This window comes from Pseudomonas sp. BN417, from assembly GCF_029871205.1.
GTDB lineage: Bacteria > Pseudomonadota > Gammaproteobacteria > Pseudomonadales > Pseudomonadaceae > Metapseudomonas.
Genome location: NZ_SSOJ01000157.1, coordinates 1 through 23,472 on the forward strand (window position 1 = coordinate 1; position 23,472 = coordinate 23,472).

Consider the following 23,472-nt stretch of genomic DNA (forward strand, 5'->3'; position numbering starts at 1 on the left):
CGCGATACCCTGTGGGAGATCGCTGAACGCACCCGCGCCAGCGGCTCGGTGCACCAGGCCATGCTGGCCATCCAGGACCTGAACCCGGACGCCTTCGTCGACGGCAACATCAACCGCCTGAAGAGTGGCCAGGTTCTGCGCCTGCCCGATGAGCAACAGATTGCCAGCCGCAGCCAGGCGGAAGCCTTGAGCCAGGTCGCGGCGCAGAACACCGCCTGGCGCGAAGGTCGCAGCCTGGCAGGAGAGGGCAAGCGCCAGCTGGACGCGACCAAGCGCGCCAGTGCCGGTGAGGCGCCCGAGAAAGTCGATACCCAGGACAGCCTGCGCCTGGTCTCTGCTGCCAGCGGCAAGGCTTCCAGCGGTAGTGACAAGGGCGCCAATGGCGAAAGCAAGGCCCTCAGCGACAAGCTGGCCGTCACCCAGGAAAGCCTGGACTCCACCCGTCGCGAGAACGAAGAGCTGAAGGGGCGCATGGGCGATCTGCAGAGCCAGATGGACAAGCTGCAGCGTCTGATCCAGCTCAAGGATGACCAGCTGGCCAAGCTCCAGGCGGACATGGCCGCCCAGGGCAAGCAAACCCCCGCAGCTCCGGCCGCCGCCCCCGCCGAGGTGGCCGAGCCCGCAGCGGATCCGGTCCAGCCCGCCCCGACTCCCGTACCGGCCACCGCCGCGGCGTCCGTTACCGAAGCAGCTGCCCAGCCCACCGCTCCGGCTGCTGCCCCGGCACAACCGGCCGTTCCGGCCCAGTCCGCCACTCCTGCTCCGGCTCCTGAAGCGGCCGCCCCAGCGGCGCCCGTTGCCGCGGTGCCGGCCCAGCCCGCCGAACCGGCGCCGGCTGCCCCGGTTGCCGAACCGCCGAAGTCCAGCATCATCGACGACGTGCTGGCCAACCCGATGCTGCTCATGCTGGCCGGCGGCAGTGCCCTGGTGGCCCTGCTGGTGTTGCTGATGGTGCTGTCCCGTCGCAATGCACTGAAGGAAGCCGAGCTGCAGAACAGCCTGGCCGCCCGCGATGACGAGAACAGCTTCGACAGCGACCTCGAGCTGAAGGACGACAGCTTTGCTGCCCTCGATGCCCCTGAGCTGGAAACCGCGGAAGCCGCGGCTCCGGACGCGGCGCAGGGCAAACCTGAAGAGCGCGTCACCGCCGAGACTGGCGATGTGATCAGCGAAGCCGACATCTATATCGCCTACGGCCGCTTCAGCCAGGCTGGCGAGCTGCTGCAGAGCGCCATCAACGATGAGCCGCAGCGCAGCGACCTGCGCCTGAAATTGCTGGAGGTCTATGCCGAGCTGGGCGATCGCGATGGTTTCGCCCGTCAGGAAAGCGAGCTCCGCGAAATCGGCGGCGCTGCCAGCGAGATCGAGCAGCTGAAGGGCCGGTATCCGGCCATCGCAGTGGCTGCGGTTGCCGCCACCGCTGCCGCTGGTCTGGCCGCGGCTGATGACCTCGACAGCTTCAGCCTCGATGACCTGACCCTGGACGATGCTCCCGTCGCCAGCAGCGCTGCGCCGGGCGCGGATCTGGACGACGCGTTCGATCTCAGTCTGGACGACCTGGAATCCGACCTCGATATCGAGCTGGCGGATGAGAAGCCGGCGGCGATCCAGCCCGCGGCTGCTCCGGTGGGCGAGCTGAGCCTCGATGATCTGGAGTTCGATGCGCTCGCCGATCAGGCCAAGGCTGCGGACGACCTGGAGTTCGACCTGGATATCGGTGGCGACGAGGAGCTGCTGGCCGGCAACGAGAGCCTCGAACTCAGCGATGACCTCGCCGATTTCAGCCTCGACCTGGAGCCCGCTGCCAAGCCGGATACCGCCGAGGAAGATGACTTCCTGCTCAGCCTGGACGACGATTTCGACGCGCCGGCGACGTCCGGGGAACCGGCTCCCGCGCCTGAGGTGGCCAGCTCCGGCCTGCTCGACCTGCCGGCTGACTTCGACCTGTCCCTGCCCGATGAATCGGTTGCCGAGCCGCTGGCCGACAACGACAGCTTCGCGGCTCAGCTCGACGAGGTCAGTGCTGAGCTGGACCAGCTCTCCGCCAGCCTGCAACAGGCGCCGGAGCCGGTCGCTGTCCTGGAGGACGAAGTGCCGGCACCGGGCCTGGATGAGGAGGACGACTTCGACTTCCTTTCCGGTACCGATGAAACCGCGACCAAACTGGACCTGGCTCGCGCCTATATCGACATGGGTGACACGGAAGGCGCTCGCGACATCCTCGACGAGGTGGTCGCGGAGGGGAATGACACCCAACAACAAGAAGCGCGCGAACTGATCGCCCGTCTCAGCTGATAGTTGACTCAAGCGGTACCCGCAGCGGCAGCCAATACGGCTGCCGCTGGCGTTTCAGAAAGGCGTTAATTCCGCCACTTTCAACCCGTCCGTTTCCGCAACTATTCCCGCCATTTCCGCAACCCCGTGGGAATTTCACGGGGTTCACCAACTTGCCGACGCGCCGGTAAGCCCGCCTGGTGATCTCCTGTCTGGTGTGTCCTGGGAGGTCGAAGCGTCCTCCAGGCTCACGATTTCCGAGGCGGCTCTCGGCTGGATGTCGCGGAACTGTTCGAAAGCGCTGACCGCCGAGCGGGCGAGTTGGCGGCGGCACTTGACCGAGGTCGAGTAACAGGAAAAGCGTGCAAAAGGGCCTATGAGTCGGTTAGGAGCGCCTAACCGTGTCTGGCTTCGGAGGGTGTTTGAACACTTTCCCCAGGCCTTGGCAATAGCGGCACTCTACCGAGTAGCCATTTTGGAGAATGGTGCCGTGACCAAAGCATATGGGGCATTGTCGCCACGCCATAACCACCTCGCATCGTTTGTCGGGAATGATCTATACGCAACGGTAGGTCGCCCGGCATCCCTTCGCATGACCGTTGGATTGGCGAAGTTGGCCGCTGGCCGCATCGAGGTGCCGGTAAAGGCAAGGCAGCCCCGGCGACGGCCGGCTGGGGTAAGGCGATTGGCTCGTACCACTTTTGCTACCAATCACTGGGGAAACGAGGGGATTTGGGCGAATGTCGCGAGTGGGATAACGTGATGTTTCGCGCCCTGGACGCCCCTCTAGACCCCATTGAGGGCGCTTTTTTCATGCTCAAGGTTCTGATCTGAAAGGACTTTCAGCGATTTGCTACGGTATCCCAGGCTTGGACACGGCAATGAACTCGTCGAGGTGGGGCGGAAGGGCCGTCCATTGGAGGCGCCTTCCCCTATAAAGGAAGGGCAGTGGCGCATGGCAGAAATACCCTCAAAATCGTTTCCGCAATTAAAACCGGGTCCCGCGTGGCACTAGGCCTCCAGCTCGGTATAATTTGCGCCGTTGCGAAAACGAAAAGGCTGTAAGTCGTTGATAGACAAAGAAACTCCGGCAGCCCCTGAGGCTGCCGCTGGCATTTACAGAATCGCCCTCGGCGTCGAATACAAAGGCTCGCGCTACCGCGGTTTCCAGCGCCAGCGCGCCGGTGTGCCCTCGATCCAGGAGTCCCTTGAGAAAGCCCTGTCCCGGGTGGCGGGCGGCGCGCCCGTGACCCTTTCCTGCGCCGGCCGCACCGATGCCATGGTGCATGCCAGTGGCCAGGTGGTGCACTTCGATACGCCGGTGGTGCGCTCCATGCATTCCTGGATCATGGGCGCGAACATGAACCTGCCGGGCGATATCAGCGTCACTTGGGCCAAGGAAATGCCGAAAACCTTCGACGCTCGCTTCAGCGCCATGGCCCGGCGTTATCGCTATGTGATCTACAACGACGAGATCCGCCCGGCGCACATGGCCGAAGAGGTGACCTGGAACCATCGTCCGCTGGATATCCAGCGCATGCGCGAGGCGGCCCGGTGCCTGGTCGGGATGCACGACTTCAGTGCTTTCCGCGCCAGGCAGTGCCAGGCGAAATCGCCGATCAAGACGGTGCATCACCTCGAACTGATCGAGCATGGCCGCATGATAGTGCTGGATATCCGCGCCAACGCCTTCCTCCACCACATGGTGCGCAATATCGCCGGGGTGCTGATGACCATCGGCGCCGGCGAGCAGTCGGTGGAGTGGGCCAGGCAGGTGCTGGAGGGGCGAATCCGGCGGGAGGGCGGGGTGACCGCGCACCCTTACGGGCTCTATCTGGTGCGGGTGGAATACCCGGAACAGTTCGAGCTTCCCCAGCGCTACCTGGGACCGCACTTTCTTTCCGGACTGGCCGATTCGGCGGGCTGACGCTGCGCCGGGCCTTTGCTAACATCCTTGGTCTTTCCCCATCAGGTTTCCGCATCTTGTCAGCCGTTCGCATCAAAATCTGCGGCATTACCCGAATCGAGGACGCCCTGGCCGCTGTCGCTGCCGGGGCCGATGCCATTGGCCTGGTGTTCTACGCCAAGAGCCCGCGCGCCGTGACGCCGGCCCAGGCCAAGGCGATAGTCGCCGCGCTGCCGCCTTTCGTGACCAGTGTCGGGCTGTTCGTCGATATGCCCCGCGCTGAGCTTAAGCAGCTGCTGGCGGAAGTGCCGCTGGACTTGCTGCAGTTCCACGGCGACGAGAGTCCGGAAGACTGTGCCGGCCATGGCCGGCCCTTCATCAAGGCGCTGCGGGTCAAGCCGGGCGACGATGTGGCCGCGGCCATCGCCCGTTACCCCGATGCCGCCGGCATCCTGCTGGATACCTACGTTCCTGGCACCCCGGGCGGCACCGGCGAAGCCTTCGACTGGAGCCTGGTGCCCCGGGATGCGGCAAAGCCCGTGGTGCTGGCCGGTGGGCTGACGCCGGAAAATGTCGGCGATGCCGTACGCCAGGTGCGTCCTTATGCGGTGGATGTGAGTGGCGGCGTCGAGGCCAGCAAGGGCATCAAGGACGCGGCGAAAATCAAGGCGTTCATCCAACGGGCACGTGCCTGACATGCAATGCGTGGAAACTTTCGCCGAGCGGCTCGCTGGCGTGTCTCCTGCATATGTGACGGACGGCGTTTCACTGCCGTCCATAACCGAGTTGCCTACGCAGGCGAAGCCTGCCGGGTCGCGCGGCAAGGCTGCGTCGATCGGGCCTGTTTTTTTAGAGGGTGATGGCACGGCCATCGCCAGGGGGATCCCCGGACAGACCATGACCGCCGGGGTCGTAACCATGAATTCGCTCAAGGACATGCGCGGGGCTGTGAACCGCTAGCGCGTGTTCGAGCCTGAAAGCTGTGGAGAACTGAAGCATGAGCAACTGGCTGGTAGATAAGCTGATCCCTTCGATCATGCGTTCCGAGGTGAAGAAGAGCTCGGTGCCGGAAGGCCTCTGGCACAAGTGCCCGTCCTGCGACGCGGTGCTGTACAAGCCCGAGCTGGAAAAGACGCTGGACGTCTGCCCGAAATGCAATCACCACATGCGTATCAATGCGCGCGCCCGCCTGAACATCTTCCTCGACGCCGAAGGCCGCGAGGAGATCGGTGCCGACCTGGAGCCGGTGGACCGCCTGAAGTTCCGCGACAGCAAGAAGTACAAGGACCGCCTGACCGCCGCGCAGAAAGACACCGGCGAGAAGGATGCCCTGATCGCGATGCGCGGCACCCTGCACAAGATGCCGGTCGTGGCCTGCGCCTTCGAATTCTCCTTCATGGGCGGCTCCATGGGCGCCATCGTCGGTGAGCGTTTCGTCCGTGCGGCCAACGTCGCCCTGGAACAGCGCTGCCCGCTGGTCTGCTTCTCCGCCTCCGGTGGCGCGCGCATGCAGGAAGCCCTGATCTCCCTGATGCAGATGGCCAAGACCTCGGCCGTCCTGGCGCGTCTGCGCGAGGAGGGCATTCCCTTCATCTCGGTGCTGACCGACCCGGTCTACGGTGGCGTATCCGCCAGCCTGGCGATGCTTGGCGACGTGATCGTCGGCGAGCCGCGCGCCCTGATCGGCTTCGCCGGTCCACGCGTGATCGAGCAGACCGTGCGCGAAAAGCTGCCGGAAGGTTTCCAGCGCAGCGAGTTCCTGCTGGAGCACGGCGCCATCGACATGATCATCCCTCGCGCGGAACTGCGTGAGCGCCTTGGCAAGCTGCTGGCGCAGATGACGCGCCTTCCGTCCCCGGCTATCGCATGACCCAGAGAACCCTCGCCGACTGGCTCGCTTACCTCGAACAGCTCCACCCCACGGCAATCGACATGGGGCTGGAGCGCAGCCGCGAGGTTGCCAGCCGCCTCGGCCTTGGCCGGCCGGCACCGCGGGTGATCACGGTCACCGGCACCAACGGCAAGGGTTCCACCTGTGCGTTCCTGGCTGCGCTGCTGCGCACCCAGGGGCTCAAGGTCGGCGTCTACAGTTCGCCGCACCTGCTGCGATACAACGAGCGCGTCCAGCTGGATGGCCGTGAGGCCAGCGACCAGGCGCTCTGCGATGCCTTCGCAGCCGTCGAGGCGGCACGTGGCGAGATTTCCCTGACCTACTTCGAAATGGGCACCCTGGCGGCCTTCTGGCTGTTCCAGCGCGCCGGCCTGGATGCCGTGGTGCTGGAAGTGGGCCTGGGCGGGCGCCTGGATGCCGTCAATCTGGTGGATGCGGATCTCGCCCTGGTGACCAGCATCGGCCTCGACCATGCCGACTGGTTGGGCGATACCCGGGAGAGCGTGGCCTTCGAGAAGGCCGGTATCTTCCGCGCCGGCATGCCAGCCCTCTGCGGCGACCTGGATCCGCCCCGGCCCCTGCTCGAGCAGGCGAAACAGCTGGGCTCCCCGCTGTTCCTGCGTGGGCGGGACTTCGACCTGGCGGTGGGCGAGGGCGGCTGGCACTGGCGCGGAGTCGGCCAGGCCGGACAGGTGCTGGAGCTGCATGACCTGCCGCTGCTCGACCTGCCGATGGAAAATGCCTCGCTGGCGCTCCAGGCCTACGCGCTGCTCGGCCTGCCCTGGCAGCCCGAAGCCCTGCAAGGCGGGCTGCTGGCCACCCGGGTCACCGGTCGCCTGGATCGCCGTCGCGCCATCTGGCGCGGCAAGCCGGTTTCCCTGTTGCTGGACGTCGGCCACAACCCCCATGCCGCCGAGTATCTTGCTGCGCGCCTGGCTTCTCGGCCCATCGCCGGTCGTCGACTGGCCGTGTTCGGCCTGCTCTCCGACAAGGATCTGCCTGGCGTGCTGCAGCCTTTGCAGGGGCTGCTGGCCAGCTGGGCGGTGGCGCCGCTGCCGACGCCGCGCAGTCGTCCCGCCGGCGAATTGCAGGCGGCATTGACGAACCTTCACGCAAGCGTCAGTGTCCACGAAAATATCGTCGCCGCACTTGAAGCGCAGTGCGAGCAGGCCGCACCGGACGACGAGATCCTGGTGTTCGGATCGTTCTATAGCGTGGCTGAGGCCCTGAGCTGGCTGGCAGGCCACGCCTCTGGGGAGTAGGGGAAATGGCAGTGCTGGACAAGGGACTCAAGCAACGTATCGTCGGCGCGCTGGTGCTGGTGGCGCTCGCGGTGATCTTCCTGCCCATGCTGTTCAGTCGCGAGGACGAACTGCACCGGGTCGTGGTCGAGGCGCCGCCCATGCCGAAAGCGCCGGACATGCCGCCCGTGGAGCTGGAGCAAGTGCAGGTTCCCGAGCCCCAGGCCCTGCCGCAGGAGCCAGTTCCGCCGCTTGAGCCCGCACCGGAAGCCCTGGCATCCAGCCCCGAACCCGCCCCGGTTCCCGAAGCCGCGCCTGCCGCCCCCGCACAGCCGGTTGCGCCCGCTGTGCCGACAGCCGCCCCGGCGGCTCCTCAGCCCCAGGTGCAGGCCAAGGCTCCCGCACCGGCTCCGGCCGCTCCGGTAGCTGAAGCGAAGACGGAAGAGAAGCGCCTGGACGTGAACGGCCTGCCGGTGAGCTGGTCGATCCAGCTGGCGAGCCTGTCCAGCCGCGCCAGCGCCGAGAACCTGCAGAAAAGCCTGCGCACCCAGGGTTACAACGCCTATATCCGCAGCGTCGAAGGCATGAATCGGGTCTTCGTCGGCCCGCTGATCGAGCGCGCCGAAGCCAACCGCCTGCGTGACCAGCTCAGTCGTCAGCAGAAGCTGAATGGCTTTATCGTTCGTTTCCAGCCGGAAAAAGGCTGATAGAGCAGGATAATCAGGACCTTTCTGATCCGCGGGTTACCGGAGCTGAAGCGCTCTGCTAAAATGCAGCGCCTTTTCAGTTTGTGGGCTGCACTGTGGCATTCACCTGGGTCGATTGGACGATCATCGCCATCATCGCCATTTCCAGTCTGGTCAGTTTGAGTCGGGGCTTCGTCAAGGAAGCCCTCTCGCTGCTCACCTGGATAGTCGCAGGCATAGTCGCCTGGACCTTCGGCGGCGCGCTGTCGCTGCACCTCACCGAATTCATCGAAATGCCCTCGGCCCGCATCATCGCGGCCTGCGCCATTCTCTTCGTCGCCACCTTGCTGGTGGGGGCACTGGTCAATTTCCTGATCGGCGAGCTGGTCAGGGTCACCGGCATGGACGGCACCGACCGCGTACTCGGCATGGCCTTCGGCGCCGCCCGTGGTGCGTTGCTGGTGGTGCTGCTGGTCGGCCTGCTCAGCCTGGCGCCGGTGCAACAGGATCCTTGGTGGCAGCAGTCCACGCTGGTGCCGCATTTTCTCATGGTCGCCGACTGGTCGAAGAACCTCATACTGGGCTTCACCAGTCAGTGGCTCGCGAGCGGCATCAGCTCACCCAGCTGATGCGCCGCACCCGGAAGCGTACCCAACCATGCCCAAACGGCCTGGGTGGGTACTCGATTAGCCTGAACTACTAGCAGGGGTTGCGTCACATGTGTGGCATCGTCGGTATCGTCGGTAAGTCGAACGTCAATCAGGCGCTGTATGACGCGCTTACCGTCCTTCAGCATCGCGGCCAGGACGCTGCCGGTATCGTGACCAGCCATGACGGCCGGTTATTCCTGCGCAAGGACAACGGCCTGGTCCGGGACGTCTTCCAGCAGCGCCACATGCAGCGCCTGGTGGGCAGCATGGGCATCGGCCACGTGCGCTATCCCACCGCCGGCTCTTCCAGTTCCGCCGAGGCCCAGCCGTTCTACGTCAACTCGCCTTACGGCATCACACTGGCGCACAACGGCAACCTGACCAACGTCGAACAACTGGCCAAGGAAATCTACGAGTCCGACCTGCGCCACGTGAACACCAACTCCGACTCGGAAGTGCTGCTCAACGTGTTCGCCCACGAACTGGCCCACCGCGGCAAGCTGCAGCCCACCGAGGAAGACGTGTTTGCTGCGGTTTCCGGTGTGCATGAGCGCTGCAAGGGCGGCTACGCCGTGGTGGCGATGATCACCGGTTACGGCATCGTCGGTTTCCGCGACCCCCATGCCATCCGCCCGATCGTCTTCGGCCAGCGTCACACCGACGAAGGCGTGGAGTACATGATCGCGTCCGAGAGCGTCGCCCTGGATGTGCTCGGTTTCACCCTGATCCGTGACCTCGCCCCGGGCGAGGCGGTGTACATCACCGAAGAAGGCAAGCTGTTCACCCGCCAGTGCGCTGCCAGCCCGCAATATGCCCCCTGCATCTTCGAGCACGTGTACCTGGCGCGCCCGGATTCCATCATGGACGGCATCTCGGTGTACAAGGCACGCCTGCGCATGGGCGAGAAGCTGGCCGAGAAGATCCAGCGCGAGCGTCCCGACCACGACATCGACGTGGTCATCCCGATCCCGGACACCAGCCGCACCGCGGCCCTGGAACTGGCCAACCACCTGGGCGTGAAGTTCCGCGAAGGCTTCGTGAAGAACCGCTACATCGGCCGTACCTTCATCATGCCGGGCCAGGCCGCACGCAAGAAATCCGTGCGCCAGAAGCTCAACGCCATCGAACTGGAATTCCGCGGCAAGAACGTGATGCTGGTGGACGACTCCATCGTGCGCGGCACCACCTGCAAGCAGATCATCCAGATGGCTCGTGAAGCGGGCGCCAAGAACGTCTACTTCTGCTCGGCCGCCCCGGCGGTGCGCTACCCCAACGTCTACGGCATCGACATGCCCAGCGCCCACGAGCTGATCGCCCACAACCGTTCCACCGAGGAAGTGGCCGAGCTGATCGGCGCCGACTGGCTGGTCTACCAGGACCTGCCGGACCTGATCGATGCCGTTGGCGGTGGCAAGGTGAAGATCGACCACTTCGATTGCGCGGTGTTCGACGGCAAGTACATCACCGGCGACGTCGACGAGCATTACCTGAACAAGATCGAACAGGCGCGCAACGATGCGTCCAAGGCCAAGGCCCACGCGGTCAGCGCCATCATCGATCTGTACAACAACTGAGTCGCGGGTGTCTGGCGGCAAGCTGAAGTCTGGAGCCCGGATCGCATCCGGGCTTCGTTTCTGAAGAGGTAGGGATATGACGCAGGAATGGGAAGCCGGAAGGCTGGACAGTGAACTGGAAGGCGCGGCCTTCGACACCCTGGCTGTGCGTGCCGGCCAGCGCCGCACGCCGGAAGGCGAGCACGGCGAGGCGATGTTCCTGACCTCCAGCTACGTATTCCGTACTGCCGCCGATGCCGCCGCGCGTTTCGCCGGCGAAGTCCCGGGCAACGTCTATTCGCGCTACACCAACCCGACCGTGCGGACCTTCGAGGAGCGCATCGCCGCCCTTGAAGGTGCCGAGCAGGCGGTGGCTACCGCTTCCGGCATGTCGGCGATCCTCGCCATCGCCATGAGCCTGTGCAGCAGCGGCGACCATGTACTGGTCTCGCGCAGTGTGTTCGGCTCCACCATCAGCCTGTTCGAGAAGTACCTCAAGCGCTTCGGTATCGAGGTCGACTACCCGGCGTTGTCGGACCTGGACGGCTGGAAAGCGGCGATCAAGCCGAACACCAGGCTGCTGTTCGTCGAGTCGCCGTCCAACCCCCTGGCCGAGCTGGTGGACATCCGCGCGCTGGCCGAGATTGCCCATGCCAAGGGCGCGCTGCTGGTGGTGGACAACTGCTTCTGCACCCCGGCGCTGCAACAGCCGTTGAAGCTCGGCGCTGACATCGTCATGCATTCGGCCACCAAGTACATCGACGGCCAGGGCCGTACCATGGGCGGCGTGGTCGCCGGCCGTGCCGAGCACATGAAGGAAGTGGTGGGGTTCCTGCGTACCGCCGGCCCGACCCTCAGCCCGTTCAATGCCTGGGTGATGATCAAGGGCCTGGAAACCTTGCGTGTACGCATGCAGGCCCATTGTGCCAGCGCCCTGGAAATCGCCCGCTGGCTGGAGCAGCAGCCCGGCGTCGAGCGCGTCTACTACGCCGGCCTGGAAAGCCATCCGCAGCACGAGCTGGCCAAGCGGCAGCAGAGTGGCTTCGGCGCGGTGGTGAGCTTCGAGGCCAAGGGTGGCAAGGAAGCGGCTTGGCGTTTCATCGACGCCACCCGGATGATCTCCATCACCACCAACCTCGGTGATACCAAGACCACCATCGCCCACCCGGCCACCACCTCCCACGGACGCCTGTCGCCCCAGGAGCGTGCCAATGCCGGCATCAGTGACAGCCTGATCCGCCTGGCCATCGGCCTGGAAGACGTTGCCGACCTCAAGGCCGATCTGGAACGCGGGCTCGCCGCTCTGTGATCGACTGGACCCTGCAGGCGCGCAGCCCGACCAATGGCAAGGTCGCGCTGGTCACCGGCGCGTCGCGGGGGATCGGCCTGGGCATCGCCGCCTGGCTGATTGCCGAGGGCTGGCAGGTGGTGCTCGCGGATATCGACCGGGCCCGTGGCTCGAAGGTGGCCAAGGCGCTGGGCGAGAACGCCTGGTTCGTGGGCATGGATGTGACCCACGAAAGCCAGGTCGCGGTGGGCGTCGCCGAGGTACTCGGGCATTTCGGCCGGCTCGATGCGCTGGTCAGCAATGCCGCCATCGCCGAGCCGCACAACCCGCCACTGGAAAGCCTCGAGCTGGCGCGCTGGAACCGTGTCCTCGCGGTCAACCTGACCGGCACCATGCTCCTGGCCAAGCACTGCGCGCCTTACCTGCGGGCCCACCGCGGCGCCATCGTCGCCATCGCCTCCACCCGTGCCCATCAGTCCGAGCCCGATAGCGAAGCCTATGCCGCCAGCAAGGGCGGCCTGCTGGCCCTGACCCACGCACTGGCCATGAGCCTGGCGCCGGAGATCCGGGTCAACGCGGTCACGCCCGGCTGGATCGACGCCCGCGACCTCTCGGCGCGGGAAGAAGCCCCGCTCAGCCGGGCGGACCACGACCAGCATCCCGTTGGACGCGTCGGCCTGGTGGAAGACGTGGCGGCGCAGGTGGCCTGGCTGCTCTCGGAAAATGCCGGCTTCGTCACCGGCCAGGAATTCGTGGTCGATGGCGGCATGACCCGCAAGATGATCTATCTCGACTAGTTCGAGGCAGAGCGGGGAGGGGAACATGCGTCCGACCAAGGCCTGCCCTGTGGTCCTGAGGCACCTGGGTCAGCCGGCGATATTGGTCTTCGAACATCCTCTTGCCGGAATCCAGCTGGTCAAGGGCAGCATCGAGTCCGGCGAGTCTCCGGAGCGCGCGGCCTTGCGCGAGTTGGCGGAAGAGTCCGGGCTTGTAGCGATCGGCGCGACCCAGCCGCTCGGCATCTGGGAGTCGGGGTTCGACGAACAGGTCTGGTCTTTCCACCTCTGTGAACTGGCCGATCCCCCAGCGGACTCGTGGACCTTCCACACGGGTGATGGCGGAGGGCTGGACTTCCGCTTCTTCTGGCACCTGCTTGAATCGAAGCCTTCGCCGGACTGGCACTGGGTGTACCGAAACGCGCTGGCGTTCATCCGGAGCCGCATCGAAGGCCGGTAAGCCGGTGGAAATCCGCCTTGCGGATTTTCACCCTGCTTAGAAGGGAGTTTGCAGGGTGGATGAGGCTTCGCCTTATCCACCGGATGGTTGTCAGGGCTTGCGCACGTCGATCGCCGGTACTTCCTGGCCGTCGAAGAGCTCCACCGGCTTGCGCGGCAGGATGGCCGGGCGACCTTCCTTGCTGTACGAATCGATTACGCGGATGTCGTTGTACTTCTTCCCGGACAGTGCGGCGAGGCCGGCGCGGTCGCGCACCACGGTCGGGCGCAGGAACACCATCAGGTTGCGCTTCACGTGGGTGTCGCGGGTGGAGCGGAACAGCCGGCCGAGGATAGGAATGTCGCCCAGCAGCGGTACCTTGGAGTCGGTCTGGGTGATGTCGTCCTGGATCAGGCCGCCGAGCACTATCACCTGACCGTCCTCGGCCAGGATGGTGCTCTTGATCGAGCGCTTGTTGGTGATCAGGTCTACCGCCTCGGCGGTCAGGGTGGCACTAGGGGCGATGGAGGAGATTTCCTGTTCGATCTCCAGGCGCAGGGTGGCGCCCTCGTTGATGTGCGGGGTCACCTTGAGGGTGACGCCGATGTCCTGCCGCTCGATGGTGGTGAAGGGGTTGTTGGCGCCCGATGCATCGGTGGTGAAAGTGCCGGTCTGGAAGGGCACGTTCTGGCCCACCAGGATTTCCGCCTTCTGGTTGTCCAGGGTCAGCAGGCTGGGGGTCGACAGCAGGTTGCTCTTGCTGTTGGCCGAGAGCGCGGTGATCAGGGCGGCGAAGTGGTCGGTGCCGATGCCGATGATGGCGCCATCCGGCAGGGTATCGGGGATCTCGTCGTCGCGGATGGCGTTGAGTACCGTGCCCACCGATAGTCCGGTATTGCCGAAGTTCACCCCGCCCAGGCCGCCGGTGTTGCCACGGGCGTCAACGGCCCACTGCACGCCGAGGGCTTCGGTGATGTCGCCGGAAATCTCCACGATGGCCGCTTCCACCATCACCTGGGCGCGGGGCACGTCGAGTTGGCGGACGATGTCTTCCATGGCGGTGACCACGTCCGGCTCGGCCAGCATCACCAGGGCGTTGAGGCTCTCGTCGGCGCGGATCAGGATGTTCTGCGGCTTTCCGCCGCTGGGCGCGCCCTGTTCGCCACCAGCACCGCCTTCTTCGTTCTTCAGCCCTTCGGAAATCTCGCCGAGGGTTTCGGCAAGCGCCTTGGCATCGTTGTGGCGCAGGCGGATCACCCGGGTATTGGCCGAGCGCGAAGTGGGAGTGTCGAGGGATTGCGCCAGGGCCGCCAGCTTGGCGCGGGCCGCTGGCGGGCCGAGGATGATCAGACGGTTGGTGCGGGCGTCCGCTATCACCTGGGTCCCCGAGGTGCCCTTGGACTGGCCGCGGTTGAGCGATGCGTTGAGCACCTCGGCCGCGTCCATCACCCAGGCGTGGCGCAGGTTCAGTACCGTGTAGTCGCGGTCACCTTTCTGGTCGAGCTGGCGCATCAGGTCTTCGATGCGCGCGATGTTGGCGGCGCGGTCACTGATGATCAGGGCGTTGGCGGAGGTCACGGCGGCCAGGTGGCCGTACTGGGGGACCAGCGGTCGAATCAGGGGGATGAGTTCCGTCACCGGCGTGTGCTGCACCTGGATCACGCGGGTTTCCAGGCGCTCGGCTCCGGCGCGGCTGCTGCCGGCCTCGGCCTTGGCTTCGGCATTGGGAATGATGCGTGCCTGGTCGTCCTGGGTGACCACGGTGAAGCCGTGAGTGGCCATCACCGAGAGGAACAGCTGGTAGACCTCATTGATCCCGAGCGGCGCCTTGGAGACCACGCTGACCTGGCCTTTGACCCGCGGGTCGACGATGAAGGTCTCGCCGGTGATGTCGGCGATCTGGTCGATGAACTCGCGGATGTCGGCATCCTTGAGGTTGATGGTCCAGCCATCCTGCTGCTGTTGCTGCGCGTTGCCGGCGGGGGCGCTGGCCGGCTGGGCGGCGAGCGACGGCAGCGGCGTGGCCAGCATGCCGGCGGCGAGCAGGGCGAGCGTGAGGCGCGAGAAGGTCGGGGTCATCGTGTCATTCGCTTTCCTGGGGCTGTTCGGTGGAAGGATCGACAGGCACGCTGTCCGGATCTTCCATTTGTTGGCGGAGTTTCTCCATGCGCTCGCGCAACTCCGCGGCATTGTCTTCCTGCAGGCCACTGAGTTCGTCGATCACGTCGGCCGCAGGCTCTTGCGAGCTGCCCCCGACGGCGGTAAAGCGGGAGCGCGGCGGCGGGAAGCTGAGGCTTTCCAGGTGGCCGTTGCGTTCGATCTCCACGCGGTTGCGGTACACCGCATGCACCTTCACGCCGCTGGTGATTTCGTCGCCGGCGGTGAAGCGGCGCGGCTTGCCGCCTTCGTACTGGATGATGGCGATGGACTTGTCCGGCCCGGCATGGACGAAGCTGCCGAGCAGGGTCAGGCGCAGGTTGGTGCTGGGTGGCGGACCGCTCGGCTGGGCGACCGGACCCACGCCGAACAGCGGTTCGAGATTCTGCAGGGGTTGGGCGCTGGCGAGCGAGGCGCCGCCTTGCCCGGATGCTTCGGCCCGGGCGTCGACCAGGCGTAGCCATTGCACTGTCTGCCAGGCGAAGCTGGTGCCCATGGCCAATACCAGCAGCGCGCCGCCGAGGGCTGGCGCGTGGCGTCGCAGCCAGTGCATGGAATCCGAGGCTTGCAAGTGAGTCCAACTCCCAATGCGGTGCAGTTCTTTGGTCTTATGTGTTGGCAGAACTGCTTTGATCATAGCAGCGTCGAAGAGTGCCATGCTCCACCGTCTGAATGATGTTGGGACCCAGGCACTGTGCTAAAGATATCTCTGAATTTTTACGGCTTTAGGTGGTTTTGTTCACAAGCAGCATAAGAAACCGTCACTGGCTGTGCACAATCGTCAGATTGCGCTGCAATACTTTCTTCTGGACCCATCAGAAACAGGCGCCCACGGATGAACCCTCCACTTGCTGAAGCTCCCCTGCGTCGCTTGCCCTTCGGCTTCGCCAAGCGGCATGGCGTATTGCTCCTGGATGGCCTGGAGCCCTGCCTGGCCCACCGTCCCGGCGTCGAGCTGGTGGCGCTGGCCGAGGCACGGCGCTTCGCCGGACGCGGCCTGCCGTTGCGGCCCCTGAGCGCCGATGCCTTCGAGCAGGCCCTGGTCCAGGCCTACCAGCACGACTCTTCCGCCGCCATGCAGCTGGCCGAAGACCTGGGCGGCAGCCTGGATCTCGCCGCCCTGGCCGAGCAGATCCCGGAAACCGAGGACCTGCTGGAGCAGGAGGACGATGCGCCGATCATCCGCCTGATCAACGCCATCCTCGGCGAGGCGATCAAGGAGAACGCCTCGGACATCCACCTGGAAACCTTCGAGAAACGCCTGGTGGTGCGCTTCCGCGTCGACGGGATACTCCGCGAAGTGCTGGAACCCAAGCGCGAGCTGGCAGCGCTGCTGGTGTCGCGGATCAAGGTCATGGCGCGGCTGGACATCGCCGAGAAGCGCATTCCCCAGGACGGCCGCATATCCCTGCGCGTCGCCGGGCGCGAAGTGGACATCCGCGTCTCGACCCTGCCCTCGGCCAACGGCGAACGCGTGGTGCTGCGCCTGCTGGACAAGCAGGCCGGGCGCCTGACCCTGCAGCACCTGGGTATGAGCGACCGCGACCGCCACCTGCTGGAGGGCACCGTGCGCCGGCCCCACGGCATCCTGCTGGTGACCGGCCCCACCGGCTCGGGCAAGACCACCACCCTCTACGCCAGCCTGGTCACCCTCAACGACCGCACGCGCAACATCCTCACCGTCGAAGACCCGATCGAGTACCACATCGAGGGCATCGGCCAGACCCAGGTCAACCCCAAGGTGGACATGACCTTCGCCCGTGGCCTGCGCGCCATCCTGCGCCAGGACCCGGACGTGGTGATGGTCGGTGAGATCCGCGACCAGGAAACCGCCGAGATCGCCGTGCAGGCATCCCTCACCGGCCACCTGGTGCTGTCCACCCTGCACACCAACAGCGCCATCGGCGCCATCACCCGGCTGGTGGACATGGGCGTCGAACCCTTCCTGCTGTCCTCGTCCCTGCTCGGGGTGCTGGCCCAGCGCCTGGTTCGGGTCCTCTGCCCGCACTGCAAGGAGGCCTATCAGGCCGATGCCGCCGAATGCACACTGCTCGGCGTGGAGGCGGAGGGCGCGCCGACCCTCTACCGAGCCCGTGGTTGCGCGGACTGCCATCAGCAGGGCTACCGCGGACGTACCGGCATCTACGAACTGGTGGTGTTCGACGATCACATGCGCAGCCTGATCCACAGCGTCGCCTCCGAGCAGGAGATGATCCGTCACGCGCGGCTGTCCAGCCCGGGCATCCGCGAGGACGGCCGGCGCAAGGTGCTGCAGGGCGTCACCACGGTGGAAGAAGTGCTGCGGGTCACCCAGGAAGAGTAAATGGCCGCATTCGAATACCTCGCCCTCGACCCCAAGGGCCGCCAGCAGAAAGGCGTGCTCGAGGCGGACAGCGCCCGCCAGGTGCGCCAGCTGCTGCGTGAGCGCCAGCTGGCCCCGCTGGAAGTGCGCCCGACTCGCGTGCGCGAGCAGGCCGAGCGTGGCCGCTTCAGCCTGTCCCGTGGTCTCTCCGCCCGCGACCTGGCCCTGGTCACCCGCCAGCTCGCTACCCTGGTGCAAGCCGCACTGCCCATCGAGGAAGCACTGCGGGCGGCGGCCGCGCAAGCGAGCAATTCCCGCATCCAGTCCATGCTGCTGGCGGTGCGCGCGCGGGTGCTGGAGGGCCACAGCCTGGCCAGCAGCCTGCGCGAATTCCCGTCGGCTTTTCCCGAACTCTATCGGGCCACGGTGGCCGCCGGCGAACACGCCGGCCACCTGGGGCCGGTGCTCGAGCAACTGGCCGACTACACCGAACAGCGCCAGCAGTCGCGGCAGAAGATCCAGCTGGCGCTGCTCTATCCGGTGATCCTGATGTGCGCCTCCCTGGCCATCGTCACCTTCCTGCTCGGCTTCGTGGTGCCGGACGTGGTCAAGGTATTCATCGACTCCGGGCAGACCTTGCCGCTGCTCACCCGTGGCCTGATCGCCCTGAGCGACCTGGTCAAGCACTGGGGCTGGTTGATGCTGCTGGTGGTGATCGGCGCCTTCCTGGCCGCGCGCTGGGCGCTGCGCGACCCGAAGATCCGCCAGCGCTGGCACGGGCTGGTGCTGCGCATCCCGCTGGTGGGTCGGCTGGTGCGCGCCACCGATACCGCGCGCTTCGCCTCGACCCTGGCGATCCTCACCCGCAGCGGCGTGCCGCTGGTGGAGGCGCTGGGCATCGGTGCCGAGGTGATTTCCAACAGGGTGATCCGTGGGCATGTCGTGCTGGCCGCGCAGAAGGTCCGCGAGGGCGGCAGCCTGACCCGGGCCATCGAGGCCAGCGGGCAGTTCCCGCCGATGATGCTGCACATGATCGCCAGCGGCGAACGTTCCGGCGAACTGGACCAGATGCTCGCCCGCACCGCCCGCAACCAGGAGAACGACCTGGCTGCGCAGATCGCCCTGCTGGTCGGGCTTTTCGAGCCATTCATGCTGGTGGTCATGGGCGCGGTGGTGCTGATGATCGTCCTGGCCATCCTGCTGCCAATCCTTTCTCTCAACCAACTCGTGGGGTAATCGCGTGAATCTGCGCCGTAGTCAGTCGGGCTTTACGCTCATCGAAATCATGGTGGTGGTGGTCATCCTCGGAATCCTCGCGGCCCTCGTGGTGCCGCAGGTGATGAACCGCCCAGACCAGGCCAAGGTCACGGTGGCCAAGGGCGATATCAAGGCTATTGGCGCCGCGCTGGACATGTACAAGCTGGACAACTTCGCCTACCCGAGCACCCAGCAGGGCCTGGAGGCCCTGGTGAGCCGGCCGTCCGGCAACCCGCCGGCGAAGAACTGGAGCAAGGACGGCTACCTGAAGAAGCTGCCCATCGATCCCTGGGGCAACACCTACCAGTACCTCTCTCCGGGCAGCAAGGGTACCTACGACCTCTACTCCCTGGGGGCTGACGGCAAGGAAGGCGGCAGCGACAACGACGCCGACATCGCCAACTGGGACAACTGATGGGACGCGGGCAGCAGGGCTGGCGGCGGGGCGGCGGTGGCCGGGCTCGCGGCGCCGTGCCGTCCGCGGGTTTCACCCTGATCGAAGTGCTGGTGGTGATGGTGGTCATCGCCTGCCTGGCCGGCCTGGCGGTGATCAGCGCCGGCACCGCCGGCCCTTCCCGTGAGCTGAAGGGCGAAGCCGAGCGCCTCGCCGGGCTGATCGGCGTGCTGGCCGATGAGGCCGTGCTGGACAACCGCGAATACGGACTGCGTCTGGAGCGCGACGGCTACCAGGTGCTTTTCTACGACGAAACCGGCGGCCGCTGGCAGGCGCTGTCCGATGGCGCCCGCCGACTGCCCGAATGGGCCGAGCTCAGCTTCGAACTGGAGGGAGACGCCCTGGCGCTGCCCGCACCCGGCAAGGACGAAAAGCAGCCCAAGGACGCGAGGCCGGTGCCGCAGCTGCTGATCCTCTCCAGCGGCGAGCTCAGCCCCTTCCGTCTGGAACTGGGTGAGCGGCGCAAGGACGGGCTGCGCCTGCAGCTCTCCAGCGACGGCTTTCGCCTGCCGCGGGTCGAGACGCCCACCGGCAAGAGGCGCGCCGGATGAGAGCCCGCGGCTTCACCCTGATCGAAGTGCTGGTGGCCTTGGCCATCTTCGCCGTGGTCGCCGCCAGTGTGCTCACCGCCAGTGCCCGCAGCCTGCAGATCGCCTCGCGGCTTGAGGACAAGACACTGGCGATGTGGATCGCCGACAACCGGCTGACCGAGCTGCAACTGCGCGAGACGCCGCCGGGCGACGGTCGCGACCAGGGTGAGCTGGACTACGCCGGACGGCGCTGGGAGTGGCTGAGCGAGGTGGAAGGCACCAGCGACCCGGCGCTCCGCCGGGTCACGCTTTGGGTGGCGCCGCGACCCACAAGGGGCATCGGCGGCAAGCTGGAGGAGCGCGCCACGGTGCGGCTGGTGGGCTTCCTCGGGAGCACCCCATGAAGCGCTGCGCCGGCTTCACCCTGCTGGAACTGCTGATCGCCATCGCCATCTTCGCGCTGCTGGCCGTGGGCACCTGGCGCATGCTCGGTGCGGTGATCGACAGCGACGAGGCGACCCGCGTCCAGGAGCAGCAGCTGCGCGAACTGGTGCGCGCCGTCTCGGCCTTCGAGCGAGATGTCCGCCAGGTGGTGTCGCGGCCGATCCGTGATCCCTATGGCGAACCCCGCGCGGCGCTGCTCGGCGAGCACCAGGGCGAAAACGACGCCCTCGAGCTGAGCCGCAGCGGATGGCGCAATCCTACCGGCGCCCAGCGTTCGCGCCTGCAGCGGGTGCGCTGGCAGCTTTCCGGCGAACGCTGGGAGCGGCGCTACTGGACGGTGCTGGACCAGTCCCAGGACAGCCTGCCCCAGGTTCAGAACGCGTTGGATGGGGTTACCGCCATGACCCTGCGCTACATGGACGACAACGGCGATTGGCAGGACAGCTGGCCGCCCGCCGGGCTGACCGAGGATGAACGCCTGGGTCGGCTGCCGCTCGCCCTGGAGCTGACCCTGGAGCATCGTCGCTATGGCGAGCTGCGGCGAGTGCTGCGCCTGGTGGATACCCCGCCACGGCAGCAGCCCCAGGTCGGTGGCGAAGAGCAGCCGGAGGGCCAGCAGCAAACCCCGCAGGAGAATCAGCAGGGTGGCGATGGCCAGGAGGTGGCGCCATGAGGCGTCAGCAGGGCGTCGCGCTGCTCACCGTGCTGCTGGTGGTGGCGGTGGTCACCGTGGTCTGCGCCGGACTGATCGCGCGCACCCAGCTGTCCATCCGCTCCAGCGGCAACGAACTGCACCTGCGCCAGGTGACCCAGTACGCCCTGGGCGGCGAGGCCCTGGCCGAGGCCATGCTCGTCCGCGACCTGCGCCAGGGGGACCCGCGCACCCCGGTGGACCATCCGGGTGAGGCCTGGGCGCGGCCGCTGAGCACTTTCCAGCTGGACGATGGCGGCTCCCTGAGCGTACGCATCGAGGACCCCAGCGGCCGTTTCAACCTCAACAGCCTGGTGCGCGACGGACAGTTGAACGAGCAGGGCATCCGCCAGTTCCGCCGCCTGCTGTTGCGCCTGGGGATAGAGGCGCCTTATACCGAGCGCCTGGTGGACTGGCTCGACCGGGACCAGGAGCCCTACGGCCCCAACGGCGCCGAGGACAACCAGTACCTGCTGTTGCGCCCGCCTTACCGCGCGGCGAACCAGGCCATGAGCGACGTGTCCGAGTTGCGCCTAGTGTTAGGCATGACCGAAGTGGATTACCGCAAGTTGCTGCCCTTCGTCTGCGTGCTGCCGGCGGATGCCACGCTTAACGTCAACACGGCCAACGCGCTGGTCCTGTCCACCCTGGCCGACAATCTGGACGCTGACAGTGGCGCATTGCTCATGGCGGCGCGAGGTGACACCGGCTTTCGCAGCCTGGATGCCTTTCTCGGCCAGCCGGCCCTTGCCGGCATGGGCCTGGAGGCCCAGGGCCTGGCAGTGGGCAGCCAGTATTTCCAGGTGATCAGCGAGGTGCGTCTTGCCGGTCGCCGCCAGGTTCTCGTCAGTACCCTGCAACGCGGAAGCGACGGCAAGGTACGGGTTCTTTCTCGTGATCTCGGGCAGGGCGGCTTGCCGCCGGCGCCCGTCAAGGAGCCGCAGTCATGACACAGGCTTGCATCTTCCTCCCGGTGGCCGCCTGCAATCAGGTGGATGCTGAGCTGGAGGTGGTGCTCTGGCAGGGTGGCAGTCGCCGCCTGCCGTTCGCCCGGGCGCTGGAAGAGGTGGTGGCGCCTTGGCGCCTGATACTGCCGGTGGAGGCGGTCACCTGTTGCGCCGTCCGCCTGCCCACGCAGAAGGGCCGCTGGCTGCGCCAGGCGCTGCCTTTCGCGGTGGAAGAGTTGCTGGCCGAGGACGTGGAGCATTTCCACCTCGGCCTGGGCGGCGCCCTGGCCGATGGTCGCCACCGGGTGTTCGCCGTGCGCCGCACCTGGCTGGCGGGCTGGCTGGAGCTGGCCGGCAAGCTTGGCCCGGCGCCGTCCGCTATCCAGGTGGATGCCGACCTGCTGCCGGAGCAGGGCACCCAGCTGCTCTGGCTGGAGCGGCGCTGGCTGCTGGGCGGGGAGGGCAGTACGCGCCTGGGCTTCGAGGAACAGGACTGGTCCTACCTGCGGGAGGCCTGTCCGGCGCCACGCAGCGGCCATGCGCCCGCTGAGCGCCAGACGCTGGAAGGGCTGGATGATTGGCGCGAAGCAGGCGATCCCCATGGCTGGCTCGCCGCGCAAAAAGGTAGTGACCTGGCGCAGGGCGAGTTCACCCTGAAGGAAGAGCGCCAGCGCTGGTCGCGATGGAAGCCGCTGCTGGGCCTGGTGGGCCTGTGGCTGGTGCTGCAGTGGGGCTTCAACCTGGTCCAGGCCTGGCAACTGCAGCGCCAGGGCGATACCTACGCGGCTGCCAACGAAGCGCTCTACCACGAGCTGTTTCCCCAGGACAGCAAGCTGGTGAACCTGCGCGCGCAATTCGACCAGCACCTGGCCGAAGGCTCGACCTCCGGCCAGGGCCGGCTATTGGCCCTGCTCGGCCAGGCCGCCCAGGCGTTGATCGCCGAAGGCGCCCAAGTGCGAGTGCAGCAGCTGGACTTCAGCGAAATCCGTGGCGACCTTGCCCTCCAGGTCCAGGCGCCCGGCTTCGACGCCCTGGAGCGCCTGCGCGAACGGCTGATCGGCAGCGGGCTGTCGGTGCAGATGGGGTCGGCCAGCCGCGATGAAAGCGGCGTCAGCGCACGACTGGTAATAGGGGGATGAAGATGCTCGACGCGATCAAGACACCGCTGCAGGCGCAATGGCAGGCCTCTTCCCTGGCCGTGCGCTGGCGCGTTCTGCCGCCGCGGGACCGTATGGCCCTGGTCGGACTGGGGCTGTTCCTGGGCCTGGTGCTGCTCTATCTGTTGCTCTGGCTACCGGCCGAGCGGCGGCTGACCAGCGCCCGCGAATATTTCGAAGCCCAGCGCGGGCTGCACGCTTACCTGCAGCGCCATGCGCCCCAGGCGCGAACGCTGCAGAGCAGGCCGCAGAGCCAGGTGGAGCCCGAGCGGCTGCAGGGGCTGGTCACCGCCACCGCCGCCGAGCAGGGGCTTGCCGTGGAGCGCATCGACAGCGATGCCCCGGGCGCGGTGCAGGTGAACCTGCAGCCGGCGGCCTTCCCCAGCCTGCTGCGCTGGTTCGGCGTGCTGGAAGGGCAGGGGGTGCGCATCGAGGAAGCCGGGCTGGACCGCAGCGAGGATGGCCGGGTCGCGGCGCGCCTGTCGCTGAAGGTGGGCAGCTGAGCAGGCCCCGATCCGGTGCGGCTGTGCTTCCGTGGTGCGAAAACTCGGACCCCGGTGTGGTCGGCGAGCTGCCCGAAAAGCCCGCCTGAAGAAAAAATCCATACAGGGTGTTGACTTAGCTGAGGCCTCTGCGTAAATTGCGCGCCTCGCAAGGCGAAGGGTGATTAGCTCAGCCGGGAGAGCATCTGCCTTACAAGCAGAGGGTCGGCGGTTCGATCCCGTCATCACCCACCATCCTTGTGAGATTTCGGACGAAAGTCCGGCCGACGCGCAGCGGTAGTTCAGTCGGTTAGAATACCGGCCTGTCACGCCGGGGGTCGCGGGTT

Annotated in this window: 23 protein-coding genes and 1 tRNA gene; 22 read left to right on the top strand and 2 right to left on the bottom strand. The window is 66.4% G+C overall.

The features are described from left to right. The 12 genes from E8F11_RS25670 to E8F11_RS25725 all read left to right on the top strand — a co-directional run. Window positions 1–2,295 (top strand): FimV/HubP family polar landmark protein (locus E8F11_RS25670; protein WP_280291740.1); only part of this gene is annotated, 2,295 nt, incomplete at its 5' end. Window positions 2,296–3,346: 1,051 nt separating this feature from the next. After that, window positions 3,347–4,201, top strand: coding sequence for a tRNA pseudouridine(38-40) synthase TruA (gene truA / locus E8F11_RS25675; protein ID WP_280291781.1), 855 nt, complete (start codon window positions 3,347–3,349; stop codon window positions 4,199–4,201). A 56-nt stretch (window positions 4,202–4,257) separates the two neighbouring features. Then, the gene (locus E8F11_RS25680) at window positions 4,258–4,875 is read left to right on the top strand and encodes a phosphoribosylanthranilate isomerase (protein WP_280291741.1); all 618 of its coding nucleotides are present in this window, start codon (window positions 4,258–4,260) and stop codon (window positions 4,873–4,875) included. 1 nt (window position 4,876) lies between these two features. Continuing rightward, on the top strand, window positions 4,877–5,140 hold the full coding sequence (locus tag E8F11_RS25685; protein WP_280291742.1) for a hypothetical protein: 264 nt from the start codon (window positions 4,877–4,879) through the stop codon (window positions 5,138–5,140). Window positions 5,141–5,177: 37 nt separating this feature from the next. Next, complete coding sequence (accD, locus tag E8F11_RS25690; RefSeq protein ID WP_280291743.1) at window positions 5,178–6,050, top strand: acetyl-CoA carboxylase, carboxyltransferase subunit beta; 873 nt, start codon at window positions 5,178–5,180, stop codon at window positions 6,048–6,050. Continuing rightward, entirely contained in the window at window positions 6,047–7,333 is a 1,287-nt protein-coding gene (gene folC, locus E8F11_RS25695) for a bifunctional tetrahydrofolate synthase/dihydrofolate synthase (RefSeq protein WP_280291744.1), read from the top strand. The genes accD and folC overlap by 4 nt, the downstream gene beginning before the upstream one ends. Before the next feature lie 5 nt (window positions 7,334–7,338). Continuing rightward, the gene (locus E8F11_RS25700; protein ID WP_280291745.1) at window positions 7,339–8,019 is read left to right on the top strand and encodes an SPOR domain-containing protein; all 681 of its coding nucleotides are present in this window, start codon (window positions 7,339–7,341) and stop codon (window positions 8,017–8,019) included. 95 nt (window positions 8,020–8,114) lie between these two features. Then, complete coding sequence (locus E8F11_RS25705; protein ID WP_280291746.1) at window positions 8,115–8,627, top strand: CvpA family protein; 513 nt, start codon at window positions 8,115–8,117, stop codon at window positions 8,625–8,627. An 89-nt stretch (window positions 8,628–8,716) separates the two neighbouring features. Further along, window positions 8,717–10,222, top strand: coding sequence for an amidophosphoribosyltransferase (gene purF / locus E8F11_RS25710; RefSeq protein WP_280291747.1), 1,506 nt, complete (start codon window positions 8,717–8,719; stop codon window positions 10,220–10,222). Window positions 10,223–10,298: 76 nt separating this feature from the next. Beyond that, window positions 10,299–11,510: an O-succinylhomoserine sulfhydrylase gene (locus tag E8F11_RS25715; RefSeq protein WP_280291748.1), complete on the top strand. Its 1,212-nt coding sequence runs from the start codon at window positions 10,299–10,301 to the stop codon at window positions 11,508–11,510. An 11-nt stretch (window positions 11,511–11,521) separates the two neighbouring features. Continuing rightward, a complete protein-coding gene (locus E8F11_RS25720; protein WP_280291782.1) occupies window positions 11,522–12,286 on the top strand; it encodes an SDR family oxidoreductase in 765 nt (254 codons plus the stop codon). Between the two features lie 25 nt (window positions 12,287–12,311). Further along, window positions 12,312–12,725 carry an NUDIX domain-containing protein gene (locus E8F11_RS25725; RefSeq protein WP_280291749.1) on the top strand — a complete coding sequence of 138 codons (414 nt, stop codon included), beginning with the start codon at window positions 12,312–12,314 and terminating at the stop codon, window positions 12,723–12,725. A 90-nt stretch (window positions 12,726–12,815) separates the two neighbouring features. Here the strand turns inward: E8F11_RS25725 and gspD are convergent, their stop codons facing one another. Both gspD and E8F11_RS25735 read right to left on the bottom strand, forming a co-directional pair. Next, window positions 12,816–14,783 (bottom strand): type II secretion system secretin GspD, encoded by a 1,968-nt coding sequence (gene gspD / locus E8F11_RS25730; protein WP_280291750.1) that lies wholly within the window; start codon window positions 14,781–14,783, stop codon window positions 12,816–12,818. Window positions 14,784–14,787: 4 nt separating this feature from the next. Beyond that, on the bottom strand, window positions 14,788–15,414 hold the full coding sequence (locus E8F11_RS25735) for a type II secretion system protein N (protein WP_280291751.1): 627 nt from the start codon (window positions 15,412–15,414) through the stop codon (window positions 14,788–14,790). Between the two features lie 282 nt (window positions 15,415–15,696). Here E8F11_RS25735 and gspE point away from each other — a divergent pair, with 282 nt between their 5' ends. The 10 genes from gspE (at window position 15,697) to E8F11_RS25785 (ending at window position 23,380) form a co-directional block, all read left to right on the top strand. Next, a complete protein-coding gene (gspE, locus tag E8F11_RS25740) occupies window positions 15,697–17,184 on the top strand; it encodes a type II secretion system ATPase GspE (RefSeq protein ID WP_280291752.1) in 1,488 nt (495 codons plus the stop codon). Next, the gene (gene xcpS / locus E8F11_RS25745) at window positions 17,185–18,399 is read left to right on the top strand and encodes a GspF family T2SS innner membrane protein variant XcpS (RefSeq protein WP_280291753.1); all 1,215 of its coding nucleotides are present in this window, start codon (window positions 17,185–17,187) and stop codon (window positions 18,397–18,399) included. 49 nt (window positions 18,400–18,448) lie between these two features. Then, the gene (gene gspG, locus E8F11_RS25750; RefSeq protein ID WP_280291783.1) at window positions 18,449–18,835 is read left to right on the top strand and encodes a type II secretion system major pseudopilin GspG; all 387 of its coding nucleotides are present in this window, start codon (window positions 18,449–18,451) and stop codon (window positions 18,833–18,835) included. Then, complete coding sequence (gene gspH / locus E8F11_RS25755) at window positions 18,835–19,425, top strand: type II secretion system minor pseudopilin GspH (protein ID WP_280291754.1); 591 nt, start codon at window positions 18,835–18,837, stop codon at window positions 19,423–19,425. The genes gspG and gspH overlap by 1 nt, the downstream gene beginning before the upstream one ends. After that, a complete protein-coding gene (gspI, locus tag E8F11_RS25760) occupies window positions 19,422–19,808 on the top strand; it encodes a type II secretion system minor pseudopilin GspI (RefSeq protein WP_280291755.1) in 387 nt (128 codons plus the stop codon). Before gspH ends, gspI begins: the two co-directional genes overlap by 4 nt. Beyond that, on the top strand, window positions 19,805–20,521 hold the full coding sequence (gene gspJ / locus E8F11_RS25765; protein WP_280291756.1) for a type II secretion system minor pseudopilin GspJ: 717 nt from the start codon (window positions 19,805–19,807) through the stop codon (window positions 20,519–20,521). The genes gspI and gspJ overlap by 4 nt, the downstream gene beginning before the upstream one ends. Next, a complete protein-coding gene (gene gspK / locus E8F11_RS25770) occupies window positions 20,518–21,489 on the top strand; it encodes a type II secretion system minor pseudopilin GspK (RefSeq protein ID WP_280291757.1) in 972 nt (323 codons plus the stop codon). The genes gspJ and gspK overlap by 4 nt, the downstream gene beginning before the upstream one ends. After that, window positions 21,486–22,625, top strand: coding sequence for a type II secretion system protein GspL (gene gspL / locus E8F11_RS25775; RefSeq protein WP_280291758.1), 1,140 nt, complete (start codon window positions 21,486–21,488; stop codon window positions 22,623–22,625). The genes gspK and gspL overlap by 4 nt, the downstream gene beginning before the upstream one ends. A 2-nt stretch (window positions 22,626–22,627) precedes the next feature. Next, window positions 22,628–23,146 (top strand): type II secretion system protein M, encoded by a 519-nt coding sequence (locus E8F11_RS25780; RefSeq protein ID WP_280291784.1) that lies wholly within the window; start codon window positions 22,628–22,630, stop codon window positions 23,144–23,146. A 158-nt stretch (window positions 23,147–23,304) separates the two neighbouring features. Further along, a tRNA-Val gene (locus E8F11_RS25785) sits at window positions 23,305–23,380 on the top strand. Window positions 23,381–23,472: the final 92 nt, after the last annotated feature.

Excerpts from the sequence above, each read along its gene's own strand:
- E8F11_RS25685 (WP_280291742.1), top strand. The coding sequence starts at position 4,877 with ATGCAATGCGTGGAAACTTTCGCCGAGCGGCTCGCTGGCGTGTCTCCT.
- accD (WP_280291743.1), top strand. The coding sequence starts at position 5,178 with ATGAGCAACTGGCTGGTAGATAAGCTGATCCCTTCGATCATGCGTTCC.
- folC (WP_280291744.1), top strand. The coding sequence starts at position 6,047 with ATGACCCAGAGAACCCTCGCCGACTGGCTCGCTTACCTCGAACAGCTC.
- E8F11_RS25700 (WP_280291745.1), top strand. The coding sequence starts at position 7,339 with ATGGCAGTGCTGGACAAGGGACTCAAGCAACGTATCGTCGGCGCGCTG.
- purF (WP_280291747.1), top strand. The coding sequence starts at position 8,717 with ATGTGTGGCATCGTCGGTATCGTCGGTAAGTCGAACGTCAATCAGGCG.
- E8F11_RS25715 (WP_280291748.1), top strand. The coding sequence starts at position 10,299 with ATGACGCAGGAATGGGAAGCCGGAAGGCTGGACAGTGAACTGGAAGGC.
- E8F11_RS25725 (WP_280291749.1), top strand. The coding sequence starts at position 12,312 with ATGCGTCCGACCAAGGCCTGCCCTGTGGTCCTGAGGCACCTGGGTCAG.
- gspD (WP_280291750.1), bottom strand. The coding sequence starts at position 14,783 with ATGACCCCGACCTTCTCGCGCCTCACGCTCGCCCTGCTCGCCGCCGGC.
- E8F11_RS25735 (WP_280291751.1), bottom strand. The coding sequence starts at position 15,414 with ATGCACTGGCTGCGACGCCACGCGCCAGCCCTCGGCGGCGCGCTGCTG.
- gspE (WP_280291752.1), top strand. The coding sequence starts at position 15,697 with ATGAACCCTCCACTTGCTGAAGCTCCCCTGCGTCGCTTGCCCTTCGGC.
- xcpS (WP_280291753.1), top strand. The coding sequence starts at position 17,185 with ATGGCCGCATTCGAATACCTCGCCCTCGACCCCAAGGGCCGCCAGCAG.
- gspG (WP_280291783.1), top strand. The coding sequence starts at position 18,449 with ATGGTGGTGGTGGTCATCCTCGGAATCCTCGCGGCCCTCGTGGTGCCG.
- gspH (WP_280291754.1), top strand. The coding sequence starts at position 18,835 with ATGGGACGCGGGCAGCAGGGCTGGCGGCGGGGCGGCGGTGGCCGGGCT.
- gspI (WP_280291755.1), top strand. The coding sequence starts at position 19,422 with ATGAGAGCCCGCGGCTTCACCCTGATCGAAGTGCTGGTGGCCTTGGCC.
- gspJ (WP_280291756.1), top strand. The coding sequence starts at position 19,805 with ATGAAGCGCTGCGCCGGCTTCACCCTGCTGGAACTGCTGATCGCCATC.
- gspK (WP_280291757.1), top strand. The coding sequence starts at position 20,518 with ATGAGGCGTCAGCAGGGCGTCGCGCTGCTCACCGTGCTGCTGGTGGTG.
- gspL (WP_280291758.1), top strand. The coding sequence starts at position 21,486 with ATGACACAGGCTTGCATCTTCCTCCCGGTGGCCGCCTGCAATCAGGTG.
- E8F11_RS25780 (WP_280291784.1), top strand. The coding sequence starts at position 22,628 with ATGCTCGACGCGATCAAGACACCGCTGCAGGCGCAATGGCAGGCCTCT.